The sequence below is a fragment of the Actinoplanes sp. URMC 104 genome (genome assembly GCF_051386375.1).
Taxonomy (GTDB): domain Bacteria; phylum Actinomycetota; class Actinomycetes; order Mycobacteriales; family Micromonosporaceae; genus Actinoplanes.
On sequence record NZ_JBPQTO010000002.1, the window covers coordinates 128,635 to 152,313 of the forward strand.

At 71.1% G+C, this 23,679-nt stretch carries 25 protein-coding genes; 3 read left to right on the forward strand and 22 right to left on the reverse strand.

Annotation, left to right across the window (positions count from 1 at the left end; genetic code table 11):
* Positions 1–48 precede the first annotated feature (48 nt).
* The 12 genes from coaBC to pyrR all read right to left on the reverse strand — a co-directional run bounded on the left by coaBC (position 49) and on the right by pyrR (position 13,261).
* Positions 49–1,266: a bifunctional phosphopantothenoylcysteine decarboxylase/phosphopantothenate--cysteine ligase CoaBC gene (coaBC, locus tag ACSNN8_RS01520; RefSeq protein WP_436646385.1), complete on the reverse strand. Its 1,218-nt coding sequence runs from the start codon at positions 1,264–1,266 to the stop codon at positions 49–51.
* Positions 1,267–1,435: 169 nt separating this feature from the next.
* Positions 1,436–1,699 (reverse strand): DNA-directed RNA polymerase subunit omega, encoded by a 264-nt coding sequence (gene rpoZ, locus ACSNN8_RS01525; protein ID WP_020517552.1) that lies wholly within the window; start codon positions 1,697–1,699, stop codon positions 1,436–1,438.
* Positions 1,700–1,712: 13 nt separating this feature from the next.
* Entirely contained in the window at positions 1,713–2,312 is a 600-nt protein-coding gene (gene gmk / locus ACSNN8_RS01530) for a guanylate kinase (RefSeq protein ID WP_436646387.1), read from the reverse strand.
* Between the two features lie 32 nt (positions 2,313–2,344).
* The gene (gene mihF, locus ACSNN8_RS01535; RefSeq protein WP_020517554.1) at positions 2,345–2,662 is read right to left on the reverse strand and encodes an integration host factor, actinobacterial type; all 318 of its coding nucleotides are present in this window, start codon (positions 2,660–2,662) and stop codon (positions 2,345–2,347) included.
* 184 nt (positions 2,663–2,846) lie between these two features.
* On the reverse strand, positions 2,847–3,677 hold the full coding sequence (gene pyrF, locus ACSNN8_RS01540; RefSeq protein ID WP_436646388.1) for an orotidine-5'-phosphate decarboxylase: 831 nt from the start codon (positions 3,675–3,677) through the stop codon (positions 2,847–2,849).
* Between the two features lie 80 nt (positions 3,678–3,757).
* Positions 3,758–5,032 carry an adenosylmethionine--8-amino-7-oxononanoate transaminase gene (locus ACSNN8_RS01545; protein WP_436649364.1) on the reverse strand — a complete coding sequence of 425 codons (1,275 nt, stop codon included), beginning with the start codon at positions 5,030–5,032 and terminating at the stop codon, positions 3,758–3,760.
* On the reverse strand, positions 5,032–6,093 hold the full coding sequence (locus ACSNN8_RS01550; protein ID WP_436646389.1) for a quinone-dependent dihydroorotate dehydrogenase: 1,062 nt from the start codon (positions 6,091–6,093) through the stop codon (positions 5,032–5,034). Before ACSNN8_RS01550 ends, ACSNN8_RS01545 begins: the two co-directional genes overlap by 1 nt.
* Positions 6,090–9,404 carry a carbamoyl-phosphate synthase large subunit gene (gene carB / locus ACSNN8_RS01555; protein WP_436646391.1) on the reverse strand — a complete coding sequence of 1,105 codons (3,315 nt, stop codon included), beginning with the start codon at positions 9,402–9,404 and terminating at the stop codon, positions 6,090–6,092. Before carB ends, ACSNN8_RS01550 begins: the two co-directional genes overlap by 4 nt.
* A gap of 2 nt (positions 9,405–9,406) precedes the next feature.
* The gene (gene carA / locus ACSNN8_RS01560; RefSeq protein WP_436646393.1) at positions 9,407–10,522 is read right to left on the reverse strand and encodes a glutamine-hydrolyzing carbamoyl-phosphate synthase small subunit; all 1,116 of its coding nucleotides are present in this window, start codon (positions 10,520–10,522) and stop codon (positions 9,407–9,409) included.
* Positions 10,519–11,784, reverse strand: coding sequence for a dihydroorotase (locus ACSNN8_RS01565; RefSeq protein ID WP_436646395.1), 1,266 nt, complete (start codon positions 11,782–11,784; stop codon positions 10,519–10,521). The genes carA and ACSNN8_RS01565 overlap by 4 nt, the downstream gene beginning before the upstream one ends.
* A complete protein-coding gene (locus tag ACSNN8_RS01570) occupies positions 11,781–12,704 on the reverse strand; it encodes an aspartate carbamoyltransferase catalytic subunit (RefSeq protein ID WP_436646396.1) in 924 nt (307 codons plus the stop codon). Before ACSNN8_RS01570 ends, ACSNN8_RS01565 begins: the two co-directional genes overlap by 4 nt.
* Positions 12,701–13,261: a bifunctional pyr operon transcriptional regulator/uracil phosphoribosyltransferase PyrR gene (gene pyrR, locus ACSNN8_RS01575; protein WP_436646398.1), complete on the reverse strand. Its 561-nt coding sequence runs from the start codon at positions 13,259–13,261 to the stop codon at positions 12,701–12,703. The genes ACSNN8_RS01570 and pyrR overlap by 4 nt, the downstream gene beginning before the upstream one ends.
* Positions 13,262–13,551: 290 nt before the next feature.
* Here pyrR and bldD point away from each other — a divergent pair, with 290 nt between their 5' ends.
* The gene (gene bldD, locus ACSNN8_RS01580; RefSeq protein WP_020517563.1) at positions 13,552–14,040 is read left to right on the forward strand and encodes a transcriptional regulator BldD; all 489 of its coding nucleotides are present in this window, start codon (positions 13,552–13,554) and stop codon (positions 14,038–14,040) included.
* A 254-nt stretch (positions 14,041–14,294) separates the two neighbouring features.
* Here bldD and ACSNN8_RS01585 read toward each other — a convergent pair whose 3' ends face one another.
* Entirely contained in the window at positions 14,295–14,774 is a 480-nt protein-coding gene (locus ACSNN8_RS01585) for an NUDIX hydrolase (RefSeq protein ID WP_436646399.1), read from the reverse strand.
* Between the two features lie 104 nt (positions 14,775–14,878).
* On the opposite strand from ACSNN8_RS01585, the gene ACSNN8_RS01590 reads away from it, so the two are divergent.
* On the forward strand, positions 14,879–15,373 hold the full coding sequence (locus ACSNN8_RS01590) for a GNAT family N-acetyltransferase (RefSeq protein ID WP_436646400.1): 495 nt from the start codon (positions 14,879–14,881) through the stop codon (positions 15,371–15,373).
* Positions 15,374–15,421: 48 nt separating this feature from the next.
* Here ACSNN8_RS01590 and nusB read toward each other — a convergent pair whose 3' ends face one another.
* The 3 genes from nusB to aroB all read right to left on the reverse strand — a co-directional run bounded on the left by nusB (position 15,422) and on the right by aroB (position 17,552).
* Positions 15,422–15,832, reverse strand: a complete 411-nt coding sequence (nusB, locus tag ACSNN8_RS01595) for a transcription antitermination factor NusB (protein WP_436649366.1) — start codon at positions 15,830–15,832, stop codon at positions 15,422–15,424.
* Positions 15,833–15,857: 25 nt separating this feature from the next.
* A complete protein-coding gene (efp, locus tag ACSNN8_RS01600) occupies positions 15,858–16,415 on the reverse strand; it encodes an elongation factor P (RefSeq protein WP_133875607.1) in 558 nt (185 codons plus the stop codon).
* 75 nt (positions 16,416–16,490) lie between these two features.
* Positions 16,491–17,552 carry a 3-dehydroquinate synthase gene (aroB, locus tag ACSNN8_RS01605; RefSeq protein WP_436646401.1) on the reverse strand — a complete coding sequence of 354 codons (1,062 nt, stop codon included), beginning with the start codon at positions 17,550–17,552 and terminating at the stop codon, positions 16,491–16,493.
* 67 nt (positions 17,553–17,619) lie between these two features.
* Here aroB and ACSNN8_RS01610 point away from each other — a divergent pair, with 67 nt between their 5' ends.
* Complete coding sequence (locus ACSNN8_RS01610) at positions 17,620–18,333, forward strand: Clp protease N-terminal domain-containing protein (RefSeq protein WP_436646402.1); 714 nt, start codon at positions 17,620–17,622, stop codon at positions 18,331–18,333.
* On the opposite strand, the gene ACSNN8_RS01615 is transcribed toward ACSNN8_RS01610, so the two are convergent.
* The 6 genes from ACSNN8_RS01615 to ruvX all read right to left on the reverse strand — a co-directional run bounded on the left by ACSNN8_RS01615 (position 18,330) and on the right by ruvX (position 23,651).
* Positions 18,330–18,833 (reverse strand): shikimate kinase, encoded by a 504-nt coding sequence (locus tag ACSNN8_RS01615; protein ID WP_436646404.1) that lies wholly within the window; start codon positions 18,831–18,833, stop codon positions 18,330–18,332. The two genes, ACSNN8_RS01610 and ACSNN8_RS01615, sit on opposite strands and share 4 nt — an antisense overlap.
* Positions 18,833–20,011, reverse strand: coding sequence for a chorismate synthase (gene aroC, locus ACSNN8_RS01620; RefSeq protein WP_436646405.1), 1,179 nt, complete (start codon positions 20,009–20,011; stop codon positions 18,833–18,835). The genes ACSNN8_RS01615 and aroC overlap by 1 nt, the downstream gene beginning before the upstream one ends.
* Positions 20,012–20,631: 620 nt before the next feature.
* On the reverse strand, positions 20,632–21,462 hold the full coding sequence (locus ACSNN8_RS01625) for a shikimate dehydrogenase (protein WP_436646406.1): 831 nt from the start codon (positions 21,460–21,462) through the stop codon (positions 20,632–20,634).
* 76 nt (positions 21,463–21,538) lie between these two features.
* A complete protein-coding gene (locus ACSNN8_RS01630; protein ID WP_436646408.1) occupies positions 21,539–21,892 on the reverse strand; it encodes a hypothetical protein in 354 nt (117 codons plus the stop codon).
* A gap of 95 nt (positions 21,893–21,987) precedes the next feature.
* Positions 21,988–23,196, reverse strand: a complete 1,209-nt coding sequence (gene mltG, locus ACSNN8_RS01635) for an endolytic transglycosylase MltG (RefSeq protein WP_436646410.1) — start codon at positions 23,194–23,196, stop codon at positions 21,988–21,990.
* Complete coding sequence (ruvX, locus tag ACSNN8_RS01640) at positions 23,193–23,651, reverse strand: Holliday junction resolvase RuvX (RefSeq protein WP_436646412.1); 459 nt, start codon at positions 23,649–23,651, stop codon at positions 23,193–23,195. Before ruvX ends, mltG begins: the two co-directional genes overlap by 4 nt.
* Positions 23,652–23,679: the final 28 nt, after the last annotated feature.

A 23,679-nucleotide genomic window follows, 5' to 3' on the forward strand; every position in this document is an offset into this window, starting at 1 on the left:
CGTAACGCGGAAGTGTAGTCATCGCGCCGGACCGGAGGCGCCTGGGTGCTACGCCGTCCCATCGTCTGCGACCTGGCGTTCCAGGAGCGCAACGACGTGGTCGAAAATCATATCGGCCACATCGTCTTTGGGGAGTTGGGCGTAGCTCGCCGTGACGCCGTCGGCCCCGAGCAGCGTGACCTCATTGTGGTCTGCGCCGAAAACGCGGTCGACCCCTACTTCGTTAACGACGATAAGGTCGGCACGTTTCTTGATCAGCTTTGCTCGAGCGTGCTCCAGGGCGTCGTGCGTCTCCGCCGCGAACGCCACCAGAACCTGCCCGGGCCGCTTCGACGCGCCCACTTCGGCGGCGATGTCCGGGTTCGTCACCAGCACGATCGGATCCGGCGTACCGCTGTCTGTCTTTTTGATTTTCTCCACCGCGACGGCAGCGGGGCGGAAGTCGGCGGGCGCCGCGGCCATCACGACGACGTCCGCATCGCCCGCGGCCTTCACCGTCGCCGCGCGCAGCTCCTCGGTAGTTCCCACCCGGACGATGTCCACACCTGCCGGGTCCGCCAGCGTCACGTTCGCCGCGATCAGCGTCGTTCGCGCGCCCCGGGCAGCCGCGGCCCGTGCCAGCGCGTACCCCTGCTTGCCCGACGACCGGTTGCCCAGGAACCGCACCGGATCGAGCGGCTCCCGCGTGCCGCCGGCGGTGACCACCACGTGCCGGCCCGCCAGGTCGAGCGACAAGCCCCTTCGCTGTACGCGCCGGGCCAGCTCGAAGATCTCCACCGGATCGGGCAGCCGCCCCTTGCCGGTGTCCTTGCCCGTCAGCCGCCCCACCGCGGGCTCGATCACCACGGCCCCCCGGGCCCGCAGCGTCGCGACGTTGGCCTGCGTTGCCGGGTTCTCCCACATCTCGGTGTGCATGGCCGGCGCGTACACCACCGGGCAGGTCGCCGTGAGCAGCGTGTTGGTCAGCAGGTCGTCGGCGATGCCGTGCGCCGCCTTGGCCAGCAGGTCGGCCGTCGCGGGCGCCACCACGACGAGCTCCGCCGCCCGGCCGATGCGCACGTGCGGCACCTCGTGCGCGTCGTCCCACACGTCGGTGGCCACCGGCCGCCCCGACAGCGCCGCCCACGTCGGCGCACCGACGAACTTCAGCGCCGACGCGGTCGGCACCACGCGCACCGCGTGCCCCGACTCGGTGAACAGCCGCAGGAGCTCGCAGGCCTTGTAGGCCGCGATCCCCCCACCGACCCCGAGGACCACCTCAGTCACCGCAGACCCCCGTACGCTCCGCGCCCGCCCGTGCGAGCAACCGAGGTCAACGCTAGTCCGCGCCGCCGCCTCCCGCGGCCCGAGCCCCGACCCCTGTGGACAACGGGACGCACGAAAAATCCCGCGCCCCCGAGGTGATCGGGAACGCGGGATCGCAGGAACAACGAGATCAGGGGTTGTCCGTGGCCTCCGCGGTGAGCAGCCCGGCGTTGATCTCACGCATGGCGATCGACAGCGGCTTCTCCTGCGGGGTGGTCTCGACCAGCGGGCCGACGTACTCCAGGAGACCCTCACCCAGCTGGCTGTAGTAGGCGTTGACCTGGCGGGCGCGCTTAGCCGCGAAGATCACCAGCGAGTACTTCGACGAGGTCTTGTCGAGCAGCTCGTCGATCGGCGGGTTGGTGATGCCTTCGGGGTTCGCTACGGTTCCCACAGTATTCAAATCCTTAATGCTCTGGGGCTTGCGCTGGCGTCAGAAATGACGAACCGAGCAATCCTACCAGCTCGTCCGCGGCACGCTCGACGAAGTCGTTGACCACCGTCCGGTCGAATTCCTTCTCGGCGGCCATCTCCTCGTCGGCGTGGGCGAGCCGGCGGCGGATCGTCTCCTCGTCGTCGGTGCCGCGGCCGACCAGCCGGCGGCGCAGCTCCTCGACGCTGGGCGGGGCCAGGAACACCAGCTGGGCGTCGGGCATCGACGCGCGCACCTGACGGGCGCCCTGCAGGTCGATCTTGAGCAGAACCGGCTGACCGGCGGCGAGCCAGCCCTCGACCTGCGCCCGGGGCGTGCCATAGAGGTTTCCGGCGAACTCGGCCCACTCGAGCAGCTGACCGCCGTCGATCAGCCGCTGGAACTGCTGCCGGTTCACGAAGTGGTAGTGCTCGCCTTCGGTCTCGTAGTCGCGTTTCTTCCGGGTCGTCGCCGACACGGACAACTTGATCCAAGGCGAGCGCGCCCGGATCAGCTCGATCACGCTGTCCTTGCCGACCCCGGAAGGGCCGGAGAGGACGGTGAGGCGGGCTGCCGGGCGCGCGTCGTCATCCATGCTCACAGGCTCATTCAACACGAGCCCATGAGTCAGTTCGCAGCGAACTCCCCCAGGAGGGCCTTGCGCTGCTGGTCGCCGAGACCGCGCAGCCGGCGGCTGTCGGCGATCTTCAGCTTCTCCATGATCTGGGTCGCGCGGATCTTGCCGATGCCCGGCAGCGCCTGAAGCACGGCCGAAACCTTCAGCTTGCCGACGACCTCGTCCTCCTCCGCGCGGTCAAGCACAGCGGCGAGGGTGGTCTTGCCGGACTTGAGCTGTTCCTTCAGCTCAGCCCGAGCCTTGCGGACTTCCGCGGCCTTCTCCAGCGCTGCAGCGCGCTGCTCGGGGCTCAGTGACGGGAGCGGCACCAGTTCTCCTCAGGTCCCTATCGCGGCGGTAGCGAATACCGGCGCTTCTGTGAAACGTGGTGTGCCAGGGAACCAAAGGGGCATGTGGTTCCCGGCGCCGGGAAAACTAGCGGTCAACGGCGGTTTCGGCAACGTGGGGGTACCCCCGTCCCGGCGCTCCGGGGCCCTGATAAGCAGGGCCGTTTCACCCGAGAGCGGCCTCACACTCCGCCGCGACGCGCTCCGCGGCGGCCCTCAGCTCGGCCACGCCCGGTCCCGCCGCGAGAACTTCCCGTGAGTACGACGGCAGCAGCGTCCGCAGGCTTTCACCGAAGACGGATCGCAGGTCGGAGGCGGTCGCGCCCTGCGCGCCGAGGCCCGGAGCGAGCAGCGGACCGTTCACCCGAGACAGATCGTGACCGGTGTCCCCGATCGTCGCTCCGATTACGAGCCCGAAGCTGCCGAGCGGCTCCGCACCCTCGTTGAGCTGGGAAATCTCATCGATCACCGTCTGCGCGACGGACTTGCCGCCGGCGGTGACGGCATGCTGGACGGTCGGTCCCTCCGGATTGGACGTGAGGCCCAGCACGAACACGCCGCCGCCGTTGGCGCGCGCAAGGTCGAACGCCGGCTGCAACGAGCCCACACCGAGGTAGGGACTGACAGTAATCGCGTCGGCACACAGCGAACTCGCCGGATCGAGATAGGCGCTCGCGTAGGCGGCCATCGTCGAGCCGATGTCGCCGCGCTTCACGTCCAGCAGGACCAGCGCGCCGGCCTCGCGGGACTGTCGGATAGTTGACTCAAGAATTCCGATGCCACGTGACCCAAATCTCTCAAAAAAAGCCGACTGAGGCTTCACGACGGCCACCCGATCGGCCAGGGCGTCGACCACCGTACGGGCGAAGCGTTCCAGGCCGGAGATGTCGTCGGGGAGCCCCCACCGGGACAGCAGGGCGGCGTGCGGATCGATGCCGACGCACAGCCGGCCCCGCTTCTGCGTGGCCTCCGCGAGGCGCTTGCCGAAGGTCTCCATGGGCGGTATTCCCCTTCCGGGTGAGCGAGGGTGAGCGAGCAGTGACGGCCGGACGGGCCGGGGGTCGGTCAAGTGGTCGGTCAGGTTGCGGCCACCGCCGCGGCGATGCCGGCGGCGATGAGCGCGACGTCGTCCGGCTCGGTGACGTACGGCGGCATGGTGTAGATCAGATTGCGGAACGGCCGCAGCCACACGCCCGCCCCGACGGCCGCCGCGGTGGCGCGGGTGATGTCCACCTCGCGGTCCATCTGAACCACGCCGATGGCGCCGAGCACCCGCACGTCGGCGACCCCGGGCGCGTCCCGCAGCGGCGCGAGCCCGGCCTCGAGTCCGCTTTCGATCAGCCGTACGCGGTGCTCCCAGTCGCCGGAGCGAAGCAGGCCCAGCGAGGCGTTCGCGACCGCGCAGGCCAGCGGGTTACCCATGAACGTCGGGCCGTGCGCGAGCCCGCCGCCCTCGCCGGCCGAGATCGCCGCCGCCACCCCGGGCGTGCACAGCGTCGCCGCCAGCGTGAGGTAGCCGCCGGTGAGCGCCTTGCCGACGCACATGATGTCGGGCGAGACGTCCGCGAACGAGGCGGCGAAGAACTTCCCCGTACGCCCGAAGCCCGTCGCGATCTCGTCGAAGATCAGAAAGATGCCGTGCGCGGCCGTCACCTCGCGCAGGACGCGCAGGTACTCCGGATGGTGGAACCGCATGCCCCCGGCGCCCTGCACGACCGGCTCGACGATCACCGCGGCGAGCTCGTCGGCGTGGGCGGCGACCATCTCGGCGAGCGAGGCCGCGTACGCCTTGTCGTGGTCCGCCGGCGGCGGCGGGGCGAAGATCTGCGCCGGCAGCACGCCGGTCCACAGCGAGTGCATGCCGCCGACCGGATCGCACACGCTCATCGGGTGGAACGTGTCGCCGTGGTAGCCGCCCCGCCACGTCGCCAGCCTGCGCCGGCCGGGCCGACCGAGCGCGCGCTGCGCCTGCAACGCCATCTTGATCGCGACCTCGACGCTGACCGAGCCCGAGTCACAGAGGAAGACGTGTTCGAGCCCGTCGGGCGTCAGGTCGACGAGCGTGGTGGCGAGCTCGATCGCCGGCTCGTGGGTGAGCCCGCCGAACATCACGTGGCTCATCCGCCCGGCCTGCTCGGCGAGCGCCGCGTCCAGGACCGGGTGGCGGTAGCCGTGGATCGCCGCCCACCACGAGGACATCCCGTCGACCACCTCGCGCCCGCCGGCCAGCGTGAGGCGCACGCCCGAGGCGCTCTCGACCAGGTACGGCTCGCTGCGTCCCGGCATCGGCCCGTACGGGTGCCAGACGTGCCGGCGGTCGCGGGCGATCAGATCCGCCGCCCGCGAGCCGATCACCGCTGCTCCGAGATCCGCCCAGCAGGCGAGCCCGCCGCCGCCGAAGCCGGGACGGACCGCAGCGCCGAAGCCGCGGAGCGCACCAGCGCCGGCCCCCGGTAGATGAAACCGCTGTAGAGCTGCACCAGCGAGGCTCCCGCGTCCACCAGCCGCAACGCGTCGTCGGCGCTCATCACGCCGCCCACGCCGACGATCGGCAGGCGGCCGCCCGTCTCGGTGTGGACGAAGTGGACGACCTTGCGCGCCTTCTCGGTGAGCGGCCGCCCGGACAGCCCGCCGGACTCCCCCGCCCGCGGCTGGTCGGCCGCGGCGAGGCCGTCGCGGGCCAGCGTCGTGTTCGTGGCGATCACGCCGGCCGCGCCGTGGCTGAGGCACACCTCGAGCAGCTCGGCGATGGCCGGCTCGGTGAGGTCCGGCGCAATCTTGACGAGCACCGGCTTGGGGCCGACCAGCGCGGTGAGCAGGTCGGCGATCGCCGAGCGGTCCTGCAGCGTGCGCAGCCCGGGGGTGTTGGGCGACGAGACGTTGACCGCGATGTAGTCGGCGTACGGGTGCAGCAGCCGGTGCGAGGTCAGGTAGTCCTCAACCGCGTCCTCCAGCGGCGTGACCTTCGACTTGCCCAGCGAGACGCCGAGCGGCACGCCGAGCGGCCCCAACTGTTGGAGCCGGGCCGCCAGCGGCGCGGCGCCGGCGTTGTTGAAGCCCATCCGGTTGATGATCGCCTCGCTGTCGCGCAGGCGGAACAGGCGCGGCCGGTCGTTGCCCGGCTGCGCGTGCGCGGTGACCGTGCCGACCTCGACGAAGCCGAACCCGAGGGCCGGCCACGCGGGCAGCGCCACGCCGTTCTTGTCCATGCCGGCGGCGAGCCCGACCGCGTTGGGGAACCGGACGCCGAACGCCTCGACCGGCGCGTCCACCGCGTACCGCGCGCGCAGCACCGAGCGCACCGGCGCCGGCAGCTTCGCGAGCCGCTCGAGCGTGAACTCGTGCGCGGTCTCGGCGTCGCCGCCGCCCAGCCGGAACAGCACCGGCCGGACGGCGGACTCGAACAACGTCACTTCGTGCCCCGCAGGGCGGCGTGCAGGTCCTGCAGCGGCCGCACGCTCATGTCGCCGCGCATGAGCGCCTCGATGCCCATCACCGCGGCGGCCGCGCCCGGCACCGTGGTGATGCTCGGGATGTCGGCGGTGACCGCGGCGCTGCGGATCTCGTAGCCGTCGGAGCGGGCGCTGGCCCCCGAGCCCTGCGGCGTGTTGATGATCATCGCGATCTCGCCGGCCAGGATGAGCTCCACCGCGTTCCGGTCCGCGCTCTCGTAGTGCTTGGGCACGATCTCGCAGACGACGCCGTAGCGGCGCAGCACCTCGCCGGTGCCGGCCGTGGTGACGATCGTGAAGCCCAGGTCGGCCAGCCGCTTGATCGGGAAGACCATCGCCCGCTTGTCGCGGTTCGCGACCGAGACGAAGATCTTGCCCGCGGTCGGCAGCGACCCGTACGCCGCGGCCTGCGACTTGGCGAACGCCTGGCCGAAGCCGGCGTCGATGCCCATCACCTCGCCGGTCGACTTCATCTCGGGGCTGAGCAGGCTGTCGACGCCCTTGCCGGCCGGGGTGCGGAACCGCTTGAACGGCAGCACCGCCTCCTTGATCGCGATCGGCGCCTGCTCGGGCGTCGTCCCGCCGTCGCCCTCGGGCAGCAGCAGCCCCTCGGCGCGCAGCTCGGCGATGGTGGCGCCGAGCATGATGCGGGCCGCAGCCTTGGCGAGCGGCACCGCGGTCGCCTTCGAGACGAACGGGACGGTCCGGGACGCCCGCGGGTTGGCCTCGAGCACGTAGAGCGCGTCGTCCTTGAGCGCGTACTGCACGTTGAGCAGGCCCTGCACCCCGACACCGCGGGCGATCGCCTCGGTGTAGCGGCGCACTTCCGCCAGGTGCGAGCCGGCCAGCGTGATCGGCGGCAGCGAGCAGGACGAGTCGCCGGAGTGGATGCCGGCCTCCTCGATGTGCTCCATCACGCCGCCGACATAGACCTCGCCGGTGGCGTCGCAGAGCGCGTCCACGTCGATCTCGACCGCGTCGTCGAGGAACCGGTCGACCAGCACCGGGTGGTCCGGCGAGATCTCGGTGGCCCGCTCGATGTAGCCGCGCAGCGTCGGCTCGTCGTACACGATCTCCATGCCTCGGCCGCCGAGCACATAGGACGGCCGCACCAGCACCGGGTAGCCGATCGTGTCGGCGATCTCCTTGGCCTGCTCGAAACTGGTCGCGGTGCCGTGGTCGGGCGAGCGCAGCCCGGCCTTGGCGAGCACGGCGCCGAACAGGCCGCGGTCCTCGGCCAGGTCGATCGACTCGGGCGAGGTGCCCACGATCGGGACGCCCGCGGCCTTGAGCCGGTTGGCCAGGCCGAGCGGCGTCTGCCCGCCGAGCTGCACGATCACGCCGACCACGCCGGGGCCGCCCGCCGCCTTGCCGCTGGAGTCCTCGGAGTGGAACACCTCGAAGACGTCCTCAAACGTGAGCGGCTCGAAGTAGAGCCGGTCGGCGGTGTCGTAGTCGGTGGAGACCGTCTCGGGGTTGCAGTTGACCATCACGGTCTCGTAGTCGACGCCCCGCAGCGCCATGACGGCGTGCACGCAGGAGTAGTCGAACTCGATGCCCTGGCCGATGCGGTTGGGGCCGGAGCCGAGGATGAGCACCTTGGGCCGGGCCGACGGCGCGACCTCGGTCTCCTCGTCGTAGGTCGAGTAGTGGTACGGGGTGTTCGCCTCGAACTCGGCCGCGCAGGTGTCGACGGTCTTGTAGACCGGGCGCACGCCGAGCCGGTGCCGCAGCGTCCGGACGCCGTCCTCGCCGGCGAGCTCGGGGCGCAGCGCGGCGAGCTGCTTGTCGGAGAAGCCCGAGCGCTTGGCACGGCGCAGCAGCTGCTCGTCGAGGACGGGGGCGTCGAGGATCTCGGCGCGCAGGTCGACCAGCGCCTTGATCTCGTCGAGGAACCAGGGGTCGATGCGGCCGCTGGCCTCGTGCACCTGCTCGACGGTCGCGCCGAGCCGCAGGGCGCGCTCGACGGTGTAGAGCCGGCCGTCGTGCGGCACCCGCAGGGCGGCGAGCGTCTCGTCCAGCGAGTCGGTCTTGTCGGGCGCCGTCCAGAAGCCGGCGGCCGAGGTCTCCAGCGACCGCATCGCCTTGTTCAGCGCCTCGGCGAAGTTGCGGCCCAGCGACATCGCCTCGCCGACCGACTTCATCGTGGTGGTCAGCTCGGCGTCGGCGCCGGGGAACTTCTCGAACGCGAACCGCGGGATCTTCACGACCACGTAGTCGAGCGCGGGCTCGAAGGCGGCCGGGGTCTTGAGCGTGATGTCGTTCGGGATCTCGTCGAGCGTGTAGCCGATGGCGAGCTTGGCGGCGATCTTCGCGATCGGGAAGCCGGTGGCCTTCGACGCCAGCGCCGACGAGCGCGACACCCGCGGGTTCATCTCGATCACGACGAGCCGGCCGTCGTCCGGGTTGATCGCGAACTGGATGTTGCAGCCGCCGGTCTCCACGCCGACCTCGCGCAGCACGGCGATGCCGAGGTCGCGCAGCCGCTGGTACTCGCGGTCGGTCAGCGTCATGGCGGGAGCCACGGTCACCGAGTCGCCGGTGTGCACGCCCATCGGGTCGAGGTTCTCGATCGAGCAGACGACCACGACGTTGTCGTGCTTGTCGCGCATCAGCTCGAGCTCGTACTCCTTCCAGCCGAGCACGCTCTCCTCGATGAGCACCTCGTGCACCGGGGAGGCGGCCAGGCCGGAACCGGCGATGCGCTCGAGGTCCTCGTCGGTGTGGGCCATGCCGGAGCCGAGGCCGCCCATGGTGAACGACGGCCGGATGACCACCGGCAGGCCCAGCTCGCCGACGGTCGCGCGGACCTCGTCCATCGAGTGGCAGACGCGCGAGCGCGGGGTCTCGCCACCCGCCTTCGCCACGATCTCCTTGAACAGCTGACGGTCCTCGCCGCGGCGGATCGCGTCGACGTTCGCGCCGATCAGCTCCACGCCGTACTTCTCCAGCACGCCGCTCTCGTGCAAGGCGATCGCCGTGTTCAGCGCGGTCTGGCCGCCCAGCGTCGGCAGGATCGCGTCGGGGCGTTCCTTGGCGATGATCAGCTCGACGAACTCGGGGGTGATCGGCTCGACGTAGGTAGCGTCGGCGAACTCGGGGTCCGTCATGATCGTGGCCGGGTTGGAGTTGACCAGCGAGACGCGGATGCCCTCGGAGCGCAGCACCCGGCACGCCTGGGTGCCGGAGTAGTCGAACTCGCAGGCCTGGCCGATGACGATCGGGCCGGAGCCGATCACCATCACGTGCTTGAGATCTTCACGCTTTCCCATGATCAGGCCTTCTTCCCGGTGAACTCCACGAGCTCGACGAACCTGTCGAACAGGTAGTCGGCGTCGTGCGGGCCGGCAGCGGCCTCGGGGTGGTACTGGACGGTGAACGCCGGGACCTCGAGCCCTCGCAGGCCCTCGACCACGTCGTCGTTGAGGCAGACGTGCGAGACCTCGACGCCGCCGAAGTCGGTGTCGATCACCTTGTTGAGCGGCGCGTCGACCGCGAAGCCGTGGTTGTGGCTGGTCACCTCGACCTTGCCGGTGACCTTGTCGAGCACCGGCTGGTTGATGCCGCGATGGCCGTAGCCGAGCTTGTAGGTGCCGAAGCCGAGCGCCCGGCCCAGGATCTGGCTGCCGAAGCAGATGCCGAACAGCGGCTTCTCGCGGCGCAGGACCTCGCGGGCGAGCGCGACCGGCCCGTCCGCGGTGGCCGGGTCGCCCGGGCCCGGCGACAGGAAGACCGCGTCGGGCGAGACCGCGAGCAGGTCCTCCACGCTCGACGTGGCCGGGAAGATGTGCGTGGTCACGCCGCGCTCGGCCAGCCGGCGCGACACGTTGCGCTTGATGCCGAGGTCGAGCGCGGCCACCGTGTAGCGGTGCTCGCCGACGGCCTCGACCGTGTAGCGCGACGCGGTGGTGACCTCGGCCGACAGGTCGGCGCCGACCATCTGCGGCGACGCCTGGACGCGCTGCAGCAGCGACTGCGGGTCCAGGTCGACGCTGGAGATGCCGACCCGCATGGCGCCGCGCGAGCGCAGGTGCCGGGTCAGCGCGCGGGTGTCGACGCCGCTGATGCCGACGACGCCCTCGGCCGCGAGCCGCTCGCCCAGATCACCGGTCGAGCGCCAGTTGGAGGGGCGACGGGCCGGGTCCCGGACGACGTAGCCGGCGACCCAGATCTTGGAGGACTCGTCGTCCTCGTCGTTGACGCCGGTGTTGCCGATCTGCGGCGCGGTCTGCACGACGACCTGCCGGTGGTACGACGGGTCGGTCAGCGTCTCCTGATAGCCGGTCATGCCGGTGGTGAACACGGCCTCGCCGAACGTCTCCCCCAGCGCGCCGTACGCGTCGCCGGTGAAGGTCCGTCCGTCCTCGAGGACCAACAGAGCTTTACTCACTTAACAGCCTTCCCATCGAGGACCGTCGGCTCTCCCCGGAGGAAGGTCGCCACGATGCGACCCGGCAGGGTGGTGCCCGCGTACGGTGTGTTGCGGCTGCGGCTCGCCAGCTCGGCCGGGTCGACGACCCGGCGGGCGGACGGGTCCACCAGCGTGAGGTTGGCCGGGTCGCCGACCGCGAGGCCGGTGCCGTGGCCGGTCAGGCCCGCGATGCGCGCGGGCGTCCGGGACATGCGCTCGGCGATCAGGTCCCACCGCTCGCCCAGCACCGAGAGCACCACCGGGAGAGCGGTCTCGAGACCCACCATTCCCGGGCGGGCGTACGCCCACTCGCACTCCTTGTCCTCCACGGCGTGCGGCGCGTGGTCGGTCGCGACGATGTCGATCACGCCTTCCACGAGCGCCTCGCGCAGGGCCTGCACGTCGGCCGCCGTACGCAGAGGGGGGTTGACCTTGTAGACGGGATCGTAGGACGCGGCGAGCTCGTCCGTGAGCAGCAGGTGGTGGGGTGTGACCTCGGCCGTCACCCGCACGCCGCGCGCCTTGGCCTGGCGCAGCACCTCGACCGAGCCGGCCGTCGAGACGTGGCAGACGTGCAGGCGGCTGCCGACGTGCTCGGCGAGCAGCACGTCGCGCGCGATGATCGCCTCCTCCGCGACCGCCGGCCAGCCGGTGAGGCCGAGCCGCGTGCTGACCTCGCCCTCGTGCATCTGCGCGCCCTCGGTGAGCCGCGGCTCCTCGGCGTGCTGGGCGATGATGCCGTCGAACGCCTTGACGTACTCCAGCGCGCGGCGCATCAGGCGCGGGTCGGCGACGCAGTGCCCGTCGTCGGAGAAGATCCGCACACCGGCCGCGGAGGTCGCCATCGCGCCCAGCTCGGCCAGCTGCTTGCCGGCGAGCCCGACAGTCACCGCGCCGATCGGCTGCACGTCGACCAGCCCGGCCTCGCGGCCCAGCCGCCACACCTGCTCGACCACGCCGGCGGTGTCGGCGACCGGCGACGTGTTCGCCATCGCGAACACCGCCGTGTAACCGCCGAGCGCCGCGGCCCGCGAGCCGGTCTCGACGGTCTCCGCATCCTCGCGGCCGGGCTCGCGCAGGTGGGTGTGCAGGTCGACGAGGCCGGGCAACGCGACCAACCCGGCCGCGTCGACGATCTCGGCACCGTCGGCCGAGCCGTCGGCGATGACGCCGTCGCGGATCAGGAGGTCGCGCGGGGCGGCGCCGACCACCGAGACGCCACGAAGCAGATATGCGGTCACGCCTTGCCTCCCAGGAGCAGGTAGAGAACAGCCATCCGAGCGCTCACGCCATTGGCGACCTGCTCGACGATGGTGGAACGCGACGAGTCCGCCACCTCGGGCGTGATCTCCATGCCGCGGTTCATCGGGCCGGGGTGCATGACGATCGCGTGCTCGGGCAGCTTGCGCATGCGCGCCAGATCGAGACCGTAGCGGCGGCTGTACTCCCGGGCGGAGGGGAAGTACGAGTCCTGCATGCGCTCGGTCTGCACTCGAAGCATCATCACGACGTCCATGTCGGGCAGGACGCTATCGAGGTCGTACGACACTTTCGTCGCCGGAGACAGAGCGGCGGCGATGTCCACCGGGATGAGCGTCGGCGGCCCCACGAGCGTGACCTGCGCGCCCAGGGTCGTCAGCAGCAGGACGTTCGATCGGGCGACGCGACTGTGAAGCACGTCACCCACGATCGCGACCCTGAGGCCGTCGAGCCGGCCCAGCCGCGAGCGCATCGTGTACGCGTCCAGCAGCGCCTGCGTGGGGTGCTCGTGCGTGCCGTCGCCCGCGTTGACGACCGAACCGTCCACCCAGGACGCCAGCCGGTGCGGCGCGCCCGAGGCGGGGTGCCGGATGACGACCGCGTCGGCGCCCATGGCCTGCAGGGTCAGCGCGGTGTCCTTGAGGCTCTCGCCCTTGGAGACGCTCGAGCCCTTGGCCGAGAAGTTGATGACGTCGGCGGAGAGCCGCTTGGCGGCCGCCTCGAACGAGATGCGGGTGCGGGTCGAGTCCTCGTAGAAGAGGTTGACGACCGTGCGGCCGCGCAGCGTCGGCAGCTTCTTCACCTCGCGGCCGGCGAGGGCGGCCATCTCGGCGGCGGTGTCCAGGATGAGGGTGGCGGTGGGCGCGTCGAGGTCGGCGGCCGAGCGCAGATGCTTGATCACTTGTCGCTCCCGGTCAGCTTGACCTCGTCGAGTCCGTCGATCTCGGTCAGTGAGACGCGGACGCTCTCGTCCAACGAGGTCGGGATGTTCTTGCCCACGTAGTCGGCGCGGATCGGCAGTTGCCGGTGCCCGCGGTCGACCAGCACCGCGAGCTGCACCGAGCTTGGCCGCCCCTCGTCGTTCAGGGCGTCGAGCGCGGCGCGGACCGTACGGCCGCTGAACAGCACGTCGTCGACGAGCACGACCCGCCGCCCGTCGATGCCGCCGCCGGGCAGCTCGGTCTTGCCGAGCGCGCGGGTGGCGTGCAGCCGCAGGTCGTCGCGGTACAGGGTGATGTCGAGCGATCCGACCGGGACGTCGATGCCTTCGAAGGCGTGGATGCGGGCGGCCAGGCGCTGCGCCAGCGGCACGCCGCGGGTCGGGATGCCGAGCAGCACGGTGCCCGTGGCGCCCGAGGTCTTCTCGAGGATCTGATGGGCGATGCGGTCGACGACCCGGTGCAGGTCGGACGCACTCAGAATGATCTTGCTAGTCACGTCGGCGCGTGGCGATGCCACGGCGGACCTCCTTCCCCGCCTCACGGGACGGGTCGTTAAAGGACGTCTTCGGAACCGGCCCCACCAGGGGTCTTTCCGATGGCTGACGCTACGTTACCAGTGGTCGCGGCGGGGACCAGGGTGACGTGCCCGACCCCGGAACACGACGGACTTATCCGGCAACTCCCTCCCCGGGCCCACGACTCATCGGTAACCGACACTTGACCAGGGGTCGCAAACTCCGTACCGTCACGCTGCGTAGCGATCGCGGAGGGGAACCCTCCGGGCCAGCACAGTGGGAGTGTTTCTCAATGCCGTCTGAGTATGCCAAGTCGCTGGGCGCGCGTCTGCGCTCCATCCGGCAGCAGCAGGGCCTGTCCCTGCAGGGTGTGGAAGAGAAGTCGAACGGCCGGTGGAAGGCCGTCGTGGTGGGCTCGTACGAGCGTGGCGACCGTGCCGTCACCGTCTCGCGCCTTGCCGAGCTGGCCGACTTCTACCGGGTGCCCGTCTCGGAACTGCTGCCCGACGGCAGCGGCGTCCGGCTCGAGGCCACCAACAAGATCGTTCTGGACCTCGAGAAGCTGTACGACACCACCGGCGAAGACCTCGCCTACGTGGCGCGGTACGCGCGAGCCATCCAGCAGCAGCGCGGCGACTACAACGGCCGCGTGCTGTCCATCCGGGCCGACGACCTGCGGGCGCTGGCCATCGTCTACGACATCTCCCCCTCGGGCCTCATCGAGCGCCTCACCGAGCAGGGCGTCCTGGTCGCCGACCCCCGGGCGTTCTTCGCCAGCTGATCTGCGGGCGCGGGTCGTGAAAGCGCTCCCGCCCGACAACGCCGGTCCGCCGGCCGCATCCCCCCGATCCGTGACCACGCCGATTCCACCTCGGCGCGCGTCCCGAGCCCGAAAAGCCCGCGTCCGCCGCGGGCTTTTTCGTGTCCGCGCCGGCCCGGCGACGGCCGACATCACCGATCGTGGTCGGCCCGCCCGCGGCACCCGTCGCAGCGCCGGTTTCCGCACCTGCGGTGACTGCCGCAACGCGGTGCGTCTCAGTGATGCCAGGGCAGCTCGACGGGTTCGGCCGGAACCCTGCCGGCCACGATCAGGCCGAGCAGTTCCCCCAACCGGTACGGATAGACGACCTCGTCGGTGGCGTCCAGCTCGCCCGCCGTCCACCACCGGAAGCCGCTGAAGTGCGTACGCTCGAACGCCGTCTGCCCGCGGGTGTCCACTTCGTGCCCGTCGACGCGGCACAGGAAGAAGTCGTCCCGGAAGAGCCCCTTGGCGAAGCCGAGGTCGGCGTGCCCGGTCGTGAACGCGACGGCCCGCAGCCGCGCGGCCGGAACCGCGAGCCCCACCTCCTCGCGCAGCTCACGGGCCGCCGCCCCGGGCAGGCGCTCCCACCACTTGACGCCTCCCCCGGGCGTGTACCAGGCGAAGCCGTCCCCGGCCGCCGACCGCAGGAGCAGCACGCGATCGCGGCTGTCGACCAGAACCACTCGCGCCGACCGGCGGGCGTAACGAGGCATGGGCCCCACCCTAGGGCGACACGGCGCCACCGGTCCGAGCGGAACGTGACCGTTCCTGTGGATGCGGGCGGTAATCGGCTGGACAGCGCTGGGAGGCTGGCGGCATGTCGATTGCTGTTCGTCCGCTCGCGGAGAGCGACATCCCGGCCGTCGTCGAGTTCTCGCTGCGGGCGTGGGCCCCGGTGTTCGCGTCCTTCGAGCAGGCGCTGGGCCGGCGGATCTTCACGCATCTCTATCCCGACTGGCGCCGGGCGCAGGCCGAGGCCGTCGAGCACACGTGCCGGGAGCTGACCGCGACCACATGGGTCGCGGTCGAGAACGGGCATCCGCTCGGCTTCGTGGCGGTGCTGCACCGCCGCGACGACCCGGGCGAGCCGAACAGCGCGGAGATCGAGATGATCGCCGTCGATCCGGCCGCGCAGCGCCGCGGCATCGCGGGCACCCTCATCGAGGTCGCGCTGGAGCACATGCGGCGGGCCGGCTTCGCGCTGGCCAGCGTCTCCACGGGCGGCGACCCCGGCCACGCCCCGGCCCGGGCGGCGTACGAGAAGGCCGGCTTCACCGGGCTGCAGCAGGTCCGCTACTACCAGGCCCTATGACGAGGCTCCGACCGCCGCAGGGGCGATCGGAGCCGGGGAGCGCGCGGATCAGCGGGTGGCGAACTCGGCGATGCGGCCGAGGATGCCGTTGAGGAACCGCGGGCTGTCGTCGGTCGACATCTGCTTGGCGAGCTCGACCGCCTCGGTGATCGCGACCGGGTCGTCGATCTCGGGCACGTAGAGCAGCTCGTAGACGGCGATGCGGGCCAGGTTGCGGTCGACCACGGGCATGCGGTCGATCGTCCAGCCCTCGGCGTAGCTGGCGATCAGCTCGTCGATCCGGTCGAGGTGCTCGGCGACGCCCTCGACCAGGCCGACCGCGTAGCCGAGGTGGTCGGGGTGGGGCTTGGCGATGCGCTCGAGGTAGGTCGCCAGCACCTGCCGGGGCGGCAGGTCGCGCAGGTCGGCCTCGTAGAGCACGTCGAGGGCCCGCTTGCGCGCCTTGCGGCGCGCGGGCATCTGCGTCGTGGGACCTTCGGCCATCTCAGGAACGACCGAGGTAACGGCCGTCGCGGGTGTCGACCTTGATCTTCTCGCCGGTGGTGATGAAGAGCGGCACGTTGACCGTGGCGCCGGTCTCGACCGTGGCCGGCTTGGTGCCGCCGGTGGAGCGGTCGCCCTGCAGGCCCGGCTCGGTGTAGGTGACCTCGAGGAAGACGCTGGTCGGCAGCTCGATGTAGAGCGGCACGCCCTCGTGCGTCGCCACCGTGGCCTCGGCCTCGGGCAGCAGGTAGTTCGCGTTCTCGCCGACGGTGCCGGCGGGGACGGTGATCTGGTCGAACGTGTCCAGATCCATGAAGACGAAGTCCTCGCCGTCCTGGTAGAGGTACTGCATCGTGCGCTTGTCGACCGTGGCCGTCTCGACCTTGGTGCCGGCGTTGAACGTCTTGTCGACGACCTTGCCGGACAGCACGTTCTTGAGCGTGGTGCGCACGAACGCCCCACCCTTGCCGGGCTTGACGTGCTGGAACTCCACGACGGACCACAGGTCGCCGTCGAGGTTGAGCACCAGGCCGTTCTTCAGGTCGTTCGTGGAAGCCATGTCCTGCCTTGCGTTCGATATCTGCCGGTGACCGACCGAGTTTACCGATGTCGCGGCCTCACCGACGAATCGGGATCAGCGGGCGACCTCGGCGTACGCCCGCTCCAGTACGGATTCGTCCGGCCCGCTCAGAATGTCGGGTTTCGCGAGGCCGTTGAGCACGACGAAACGCAGCGTCGCCGCGCGCGCCTTCTTGTCGACGCGCATGGCCCTCAGCAGCTCGGGCCATGCGTCGGCCTCGTACGAGGTCGGCAGCCCGACCAGCTCGAGCACCTCGCGGTGGCGGCGCGCGGTCGCGGCGTCCAGCCGCCCGGACAGCTGCGCCAGTGCGGCGGCGAAGATCAGGCCCACGGCGACGGCGTGCCCGTGCTTCCAGGTGTACTTCTCGCGCTTCTCGATCGCGTGGCCCAGCGTGTGGCCGTAGTTGAGGATCTCGCGCAGCCCCGACTCCTTGAGGTCGACGCCCACCACGCCGGCCTTGACCCGGATCGCCCGCTCGACCAGCTCGCGGAGCACCGGGCTGCCGGGGTCGGCCGCCGCGGCCGGGTCGTTCTCGATCAGCCCGAGGATCACCGGGTCGGCGATGAAGCCGCACTTGACGACCTCGGCCAGCCCGGCCGTCAGGTCGTCGGCGGGCAGCGTGCGCAGCGCGTCGAGGTCGCACAGCACGCCGGCCGGCGGGTGGAACGCGCCGACCAGGTTCTTGCCGGCGTCGATGTTGACCCCGGTCTTGCCGCCGACCGCCGCGTCGACCATGCCCAGCAGCGACGTCGAGCACGGCACCCAGCGCACCCCGCGCAGCCAGCTCGCGGCGACGAACCCGGCCAGGTCGGTGACCGCTCCCCCGCCGACGCCCACGACCACGTCCGTACGGGTGAAGTTGTTGCGGCCCAGCTCGTCCCAGCACCTCGCCGCCACCTCGACGGTCTTGCCGCGCTCGGCGTCGGGCACCTCGATCAGCACCGCGGGCACGCCGGCCTGCGCCGCGACGCGGGCGGCGTGCTCGGCCAGCGGCGCCGAGTAGAGCACCGCGGCCTGCGCCGCGCCGCCGATCAGCGACGGCAGCTCGCCCGCCAGGTCGTGCCCGACGAGAACGTCGTACGGTCGGTCGCCGTCCACCGGAATCCGTGTCACCACGGCGGAAACCCTATCGGCCGAAAATGGGGTTATATCTTTCTACCCCCAGCAGGGTTACAAAGGCCTCATGCCGAAAATCAACGTGTACCTTCCCGACGACCTCGCCGAGACCGTCCGCGAGAGCGGGCTGCCCGTGTCCGCCATCTGCCAGCGCGCGCTGGAGCAGGCGGTCCAGCGGGTCACCACGATCCGTACGGCGGTGCTCGACGACCTGGATGTCAGCGAGCTCACCCGGCGCCTGCCGAGCGTCACCCCGCGCCTGGTGACCGCGCTGACCCTGGCCGCCGAGCGGGCCAAGACCGCCGGGGCGACCACCGTGTCGACCGGCGATCTGCTGCACGGCCTGCTCGCCGAGGGCGACAACCTGGCGTGTCAGATCCTCACCGCGATGGACATCGCGCCCGCCTCGCTCACCGCGCCCGGCACCCGCGAGCCGGGCGGCGCGGACGGCGGGCTGCGGTTCAGCCGGCAGGCGGCGGTCGTCCTGGAGCAGGCGGTCGGCGAGGCGATCGGCCTGGGGCACAACTACCTGGGCTGCGAGCACCTGCTGGTGGCGCTGACCGCGGAGCCCGACGGCAGTGCCGGGCAGCTGCTGCGCGAGCGCGGGGCCGACGCCAAAGCGACCCGCAGGGCGGTCGCGGTCGCCATCGCCGGGTACGCCCACCTGCGCGCGAACCTGCAGCACCAGCCCACCCCGCCGGCCGGCATCCTCGCCGCCGTACGCGGAGAGCTGGCACCGCTGATCGAGCGCATCGAACGCCTCGAGAGCCGCCTGGCCTAGCCGCGCAGCAGCGCCGCGACCTCGTCCGCGATCTCCTCGGGCGTACGGCCGTCCGTCTTCACGGTGTGGGTCGCCACCTCGCGATACAGCGGGCGGCGCTGGTCGAGCAGGTATTTGAGGGTGGCGCGCGGGTTGATGCTCAGCAGCGGGCGGCCCGCGCCCAGCCCGACCCGCTTCACCGCGTCGCTCAGCTCGACCGACAGGTAGACCACGGTGTGCTTCTGCAGCAGCTCGCGCGTGCCCTCGTGCAGGATCGCGCCGCCGCCCAGCGACAGCACGCCGTCGAACGACTCGAGCGCCTCGGCGATCACCGTGCGCTCGAGGGCACGGAACGTCTCCTCGCCGTCGTCGATGAAGATCTCGGGGATCGGCTTGCCGGCCCGTTCCTCGATGATCGCGTCGGCGTCGGCGAACGCGAGGCCGAACAGCTCGGCGACCGCGCCGCCCACGGTCGTCTTGCCCGCGCCGGGGGCGCCGACGAACACGGCCCGAGGCGCCATCAGCGGATGACCAGCGTCTCGAGGTAGCCGGCGAGGTTGCGGCGGATCTCGCCCACCGAGTCGCCGCCGAACTTCTCGGTGGCGGCCTCGGCCAGCACCAGCGCGACCATCGCCTCGGCGACCACCGCGCCGGCGGGCACGGCGCAGACGTCCGACCGCTGGTTGATCGCCGTGGCCGGCTCGCCGGTGGTGACGTCGACGGTCTGCAGGGCGCGGTTGAGCGAGGAGATCGGCTTGAGCGCGGCCCGCACCCGCAGCGGCTCGCCGTTGGTGATGCCGCCCTCGAGCCCGCCGGCCCGGTCGGTGACGCGCCTGACGCCGTCGGCGGTGGGGACGATCTCGTCGTGGGCGACCGACCCGCGCGAGCGGGCCTGGGTGAAGCCGTCGCCGATCTCGACGCCCTTGACGGACTGGATCGACATCAGCGCGGCGGCCAGCCTCGCGTCCAGCTTGCGGTCCCACTGCACATGAGACCCCAGACCGGGCGGTACGCCGTACGCCAGCACCTCGACGATCCCGCCCAGCGTGTCGGCGTCGCTCTTGGCCGCGTCCACCTCGGCGACCATGCGCGCGCTGGCCTCGGGGTCGAGGCAGCGCAGGGGGTCGGCGTCGATGCGCTCGGCGTCGTCGGGCGTGGGGATCAGACCCGTCTTGGCCGCGACCGAGCCCAGCTCGATCACGTGCGAGACGATCTCGATGCCGAGCGCCTGCTTGATCATGGCCTTGGCGACCACGCCGACCGCGACGCGCGCGGCCGTCTCGCGGGCACTGGCGCGCTCGAGAATCGGGCGGGCGTCGGTGTGCGCGTACTTCTGCATGCCGGCCAGGTCGGCGTGACCGGGACGGGGCCGGGTCAGCGGCGCGTTGCGGGCCTGCGCGGCGAGCTCGGCCGGGTCGACCGGGTCGGCCGCCATCACCGTCTCCCACTTGGGCCACTCGGAGTTGGCCACCCGGATCGCGACGGGGCTGCCCAGCGTGAGCCCGTGCCGGATGCCGCCGACGACCTCGACGACGTCCTGCTCGAACTTCATGCGGGCGCCGCGGCCGTAACCCAGGCGGCGGCGCGCGAGATCGCGCCCGATCTCCGTGCTCGTCACTTGCACCCCGGCGGGAACTCCCTCGAGGAGCGCGACGAGCGCCGGTCCGTGCGATTCACCTGCGGTAAGCCAGCGCAACACGGGTCACAGTCTGGCACGCCGCGCCCGCCCGCCGCCGCTGCCCCGCCCCTGTCCCGCTCTCCGGACTCGAGACCAAGATCGTCTTTTCGCGCGCGGTGGGGCCATCCCTACCCCCCACCCACCCGGGGAGCTGAGGCAGAGGGTACGGCGTGTCAAGCGGGCGGGCGGGAGTTGTCCACAGGTGGCGGGGAGCACCTCCCGCCGGGGACCGACCCGCCCTCCCACTGACTTCGGGTCTTGGATGAAGTCTGTCGGCTCCGGTCGGAAGGTGCCCGTCGCCCGCCGGAAGGGCGTGGTGACTTCATAGGAGCCTGGCCAGAGGCCTCATCTCTGTCGTGTCCGCGTTGCCCGGCTGCTACGTGCCGGCCTGCCCCTACAGACGGCAGGTCGCCGGTGGCGTTGCCACCCACCAAGACACCCACACCGCCGCCCTCATCGACCTGGTCGGCCGCGTTTCAGGCACGCACCAGTTTTCGATGACGCCGCGGGGCACGCCGCCCCGGATCATCTTGGAAGCTGCGTTCGCCATGCTCCGCGGCGCTGCCCACTACCGGCGTGTCAAGCGGGCGGGCGGGAGTTGTCCACAGGTGGCGGGACACGGATGTCCACAGCCGGCGGGGTCAGCGGGCCGCGGCGGCCTCGAACAGGGCCCGGCGCATCGCGGCCTCCGGGGCGGGCGTAACGCCGGTGAACTGCTCGAACTGGCTCAGCGCCTGCGCCAGCAGCAGATCGAGACCGGACAGCACCGGTACGCCGTGAGCCCGCGCGTCGGCCGCGAGAGGGGTCGGCCACGGGTCGTAGATGGCGTCGAACAGCACCGTCCCGACGCGCCACGCCACCGAGCCCGCCAGGCTGTCGGCCGCCCCCTTGGGCACGGTCGAGATCACGGCGTCGGCCTCGAACGCCTCGGGGGCCGCCTCCCACGCGGCGCCCAGCAGCGTGACGCCGAGCGCGTCCGCGGCGGGGGCCAGCTCCTCGAGCGCCGCGGGACGCCGGGTCACGACCGTCACGGCCGTGGCGCCGAGCTGGGCGGCGGCCGCGAGGGCGGCCCGGGCCGTGCCTCCGCCGCCGAGCACGGTGACCGTGGGGGCGGGCTTGAGACCGGCCTCGCTCAGCACGCGGATCATGCCGGCCACGTCGGTGTTGTCCGCGTGCCAGGAGCCGTCGGACCGGCGTACGAGCGTGTTGGCCGCGCCCGTCGCCACCGCCACCGGCGTCGCCGCCGCGGCCAGACGCAGGCCCTCCTCCTTGAGCGGCATGGTGAGCGACAGCCCGGCCCACTCGGGGCCGAGACCGCCGACCATAGCCGCCAGGCCGGCCTCGCCGCACTCGAAGGAGCCGTAGGACCAGCCGGACAGTCCCGCCGCGGCGAAGCCGGCGTTGTGGATCACCGGCGACAGCGAGTGGCTGATCGGCATGCCGCAGACGGCGGCCCGGCGGGTGGCGGTCATCAGGCTGAGCTCCGGGGGTCGGGAAACACATCGGCGGCCGGCCGGGAAACCCGACCGGCCGCCGACAGGCAGCGTATTACAGAGTGCGGGTGCCCGAGCAGTTCCAGACGCCGGTGCGGCAGATCCGGATCTGGTAGCCGGAACGGGCCGACCCCGCCCACGTCTCGGTGCTGCTGCAGACGCTGTTCAGCGAGTTGGTCCAGGAGCCGCCGGGCGCCTTGTACTGCCACTGGGCGCAGTGGCCGTCGGTCAGCGGGTCCTTGGCGTACAGGCTCCAGTCACCGTTCTTGATGTACGACCACCGGCCGGACGCGCCCGTGGTGCTCAGCGTGTCCGCCGCCAGCGCCGGCGTCGAAACGACCCCGAGCACCGCGGCAGTGCCCGCGGCGACCATCGCCGTACGCCTCATCCAGCTCGTGACAGTAGTCATCGCACGCTCCTTCGCAGAAGTCGCGCCCCCCGTGGGCGAGATGCCCCAACCATAGGAGGTCGTCGATCACTGCGTGGCCCGGAGCGACATACCGGTCACTTCGGGCAGTTGCTCAGCGGGACGCCGTTGCGGCAGGCGAGGTTGCGGTTCGCGTCGTGCTGGGCGTTCGTGGTGGCGAAGGCCGAGTTGCCCTTCTTGTCGACGGCCACGAAGAACAGCCACGGTCCGGTGGCCGGCTTCATCGCCGCCTCGAGCGCGACCCGTCCCGGGTTGTCGATCGGGCCCGGGGTCAGACCGGTCTTGGTCACCGAGTTGTACGGGTTGGTCGGGTCGTCCAGCTCCTTCTGGCTGAGCTGGCCGGAGTGCTTGGCCGCGCTGCCCTTGAGCTGCAACCAGTAGTTCGCGGTGACGTCGAACTGCAACGGCATGGGCGGCTTGCTCTTGTACGTCCGGTTGTACGCCACCCGGGCGATCTTCGGGGTGTCCTTGTCGACGCCCGACTCGGCCTGCGCGAGCGACGCCACGATCAGCGCCTCGAACGGCGAGACCGAGAGGTTCTTCTGCACGGTGTCGACGAAGCCCAGCTCCGTGGTCGTCTCGAGGAACCTCTGCACCATCGTCGAGAGAACGGCCTTGGCGTCCATCTTGGGGTCGAACTCGTACGTGTCGGGGAACAGGAAACCCTCGACCGACTTCTTGGCCTGCTTGTTGTCGCGGCGGTTGAACCAGAAGTCGGGCACGCCCAGCGCCTCCGGGTCCTTCGCCGCCTGCACGAAGTCGTCCTCGGGGATCTTGGTGGCCTTGGAGAGCAGCGCGAACGTCTGCATCATCGTCAGGCCCTCGCGCAGGGTGACCCCGGCGGTGACGCGCGCCTTGGGGTCGAGCAGCAGGGTCACGGCGCTCTCGGCCGACATCTGCTTCTTCAGGTTGTACGTGCCCGACTGGATGTTCTTGCCCTTCGGGTTCGCGTCGGCCGCGTTCACGAAGGCCTTGGTGCTCTTGACGACGTCCGAGTCGACGAGCGTGTTGCCGATCTCGGTGAGCGTCGCGTTCTTGGCGATCGTCACCTGGATGGCCTCACCGCCGGCGCCGTCGTAGTCGGCTGCGGTGAAGAACCCCTTCACCTTGTTGTAGCCGAAATACACACCGCCGCCGAGCGCAGCGAGCAGGACAAAAGCCATCAAGAAGGCGATGCTGGACTTGCCCGCGCCGCCCTTCTTGCCGCTGCCGCGGGCGCCCCGCCGGTGACGGGGCTTGCCCTTCTCGGCATGCTCGTCGAAAGCCAGGTCCAGCTCGTCGATCATCTCTGCCTCCGCTGCGCGTCCAGCCAGCTCTGCAGGATCTCCACCGCAGCCGCCTGGTCGACGACCGCTCGTTGACGCTTCCCTCGGACGCCACGCTCGGCCAGCCTACGGGTCGCGACCACGGTCGACATCCGTTCGTCCGTCAGAACGACCGGCACCTCGCCGACCGCCGCTGTCAGCCGCCCAGCGTACTCACGAATGTCGATGGCTGCGGGCCCCTCGGCACCGTTCAGCCGCACCGGGAGCCCCACCACGATCTGCACCACCTCGTGTTCCCCCACGAGGCGGACGAGCTCAGCTATGTCGCGTGGCACGGCATCGGCTGCCGCACCCATGTCACGGGACACCGTGACCAGGGGGGTGGCCAGGATCCCGTCAGGGTCACTGATCGCGACCCCGACGCGCACCTTACCGACATCGACGCCCAGTCGCCTACCCCGCGACAGTGCGCTCATGACCACCCTCCGTCACTTCGTCTCATCA

Bases quoted from the DNA above. Each gene is read 5' to 3' on its own strand.
- pyrF (WP_436646388.1), bottom strand. From the start codon at position 3,677: ATGGAGACCTTCGGCAAGCGCCTCGCGGAGGCCACGCAGAAGCGGGGC.
- ruvX (WP_436646412.1), bottom strand. From the start codon at position 23,651: ATGAGCGCACTGTCGCGGGGTAGGCGACTGGGCGTCGATGTCGGTAAG.
- carB (WP_436646391.1), bottom strand. From the start codon at position 9,404: ATGGGAAAGCGTGAAGATCTCAAGCACGTGATGGTGATCGGCTCCGGC.
- ACSNN8_RS01615 (WP_436646404.1), bottom strand. From the start codon at position 18,833: ATGGCGCCTCGGGCCGTGTTCGTCGGCGCCCCCGGCGCGGGCAAGACG.
- ACSNN8_RS01585 (WP_436646399.1), bottom strand. From the start codon at position 14,774: ATGCCTCGTTACGCCCGCCGGTCGGCGCGAGTGGTTCTGGTCGACAGC.
- ACSNN8_RS01625 (WP_436646406.1), bottom strand. From the start codon at position 21,462: ATGACCGCCACCCGCCGGGCCGCCGTCTGCGGCATGCCGATCAGCCAC.
- gmk (WP_436646387.1), bottom strand. From the start codon at position 2,312: ATGGATGACGACGCGCGCCCGGCAGCCCGCCTCACCGTCCTCTCCGGC.
- nusB (WP_436649366.1), bottom strand. From the start codon at position 15,832: ATGCCCGCGCGCCGCAAGGCGCGCAAGCGGGCCCTCGACGTGCTCTAC.
- efp (WP_133875607.1), bottom strand. From the start codon at position 16,415: ATGGCTTCCACGAACGACCTGAAGAACGGCCTGGTGCTCAACCTCGAC.
- ACSNN8_RS01610 (WP_436646402.1), top strand. From the start codon at position 17,620: ATGCCGAAAATCAACGTGTACCTTCCCGACGACCTCGCCGAGACCGTC.
- ACSNN8_RS01590 (WP_436646400.1), top strand. From the start codon at position 14,879: ATGTCGATTGCTGTTCGTCCGCTCGCGGAGAGCGACATCCCGGCCGTC.
- bldD (WP_020517563.1), top strand. From the start codon at position 13,552: ATGCCGTCTGAGTATGCCAAGTCGCTGGGCGCGCGTCTGCGCTCCATC.
- ACSNN8_RS01630 (WP_436646408.1), bottom strand. From the start codon at position 21,892: ATGACTACTGTCACGAGCTGGATGAGGCGTACGGCGATGGTCGCCGCG.
- mltG (WP_436646410.1), bottom strand. From the start codon at position 23,196: ATGATCGACGAGCTGGACCTGGCTTTCGACGAGCATGCCGAGAAGGGC.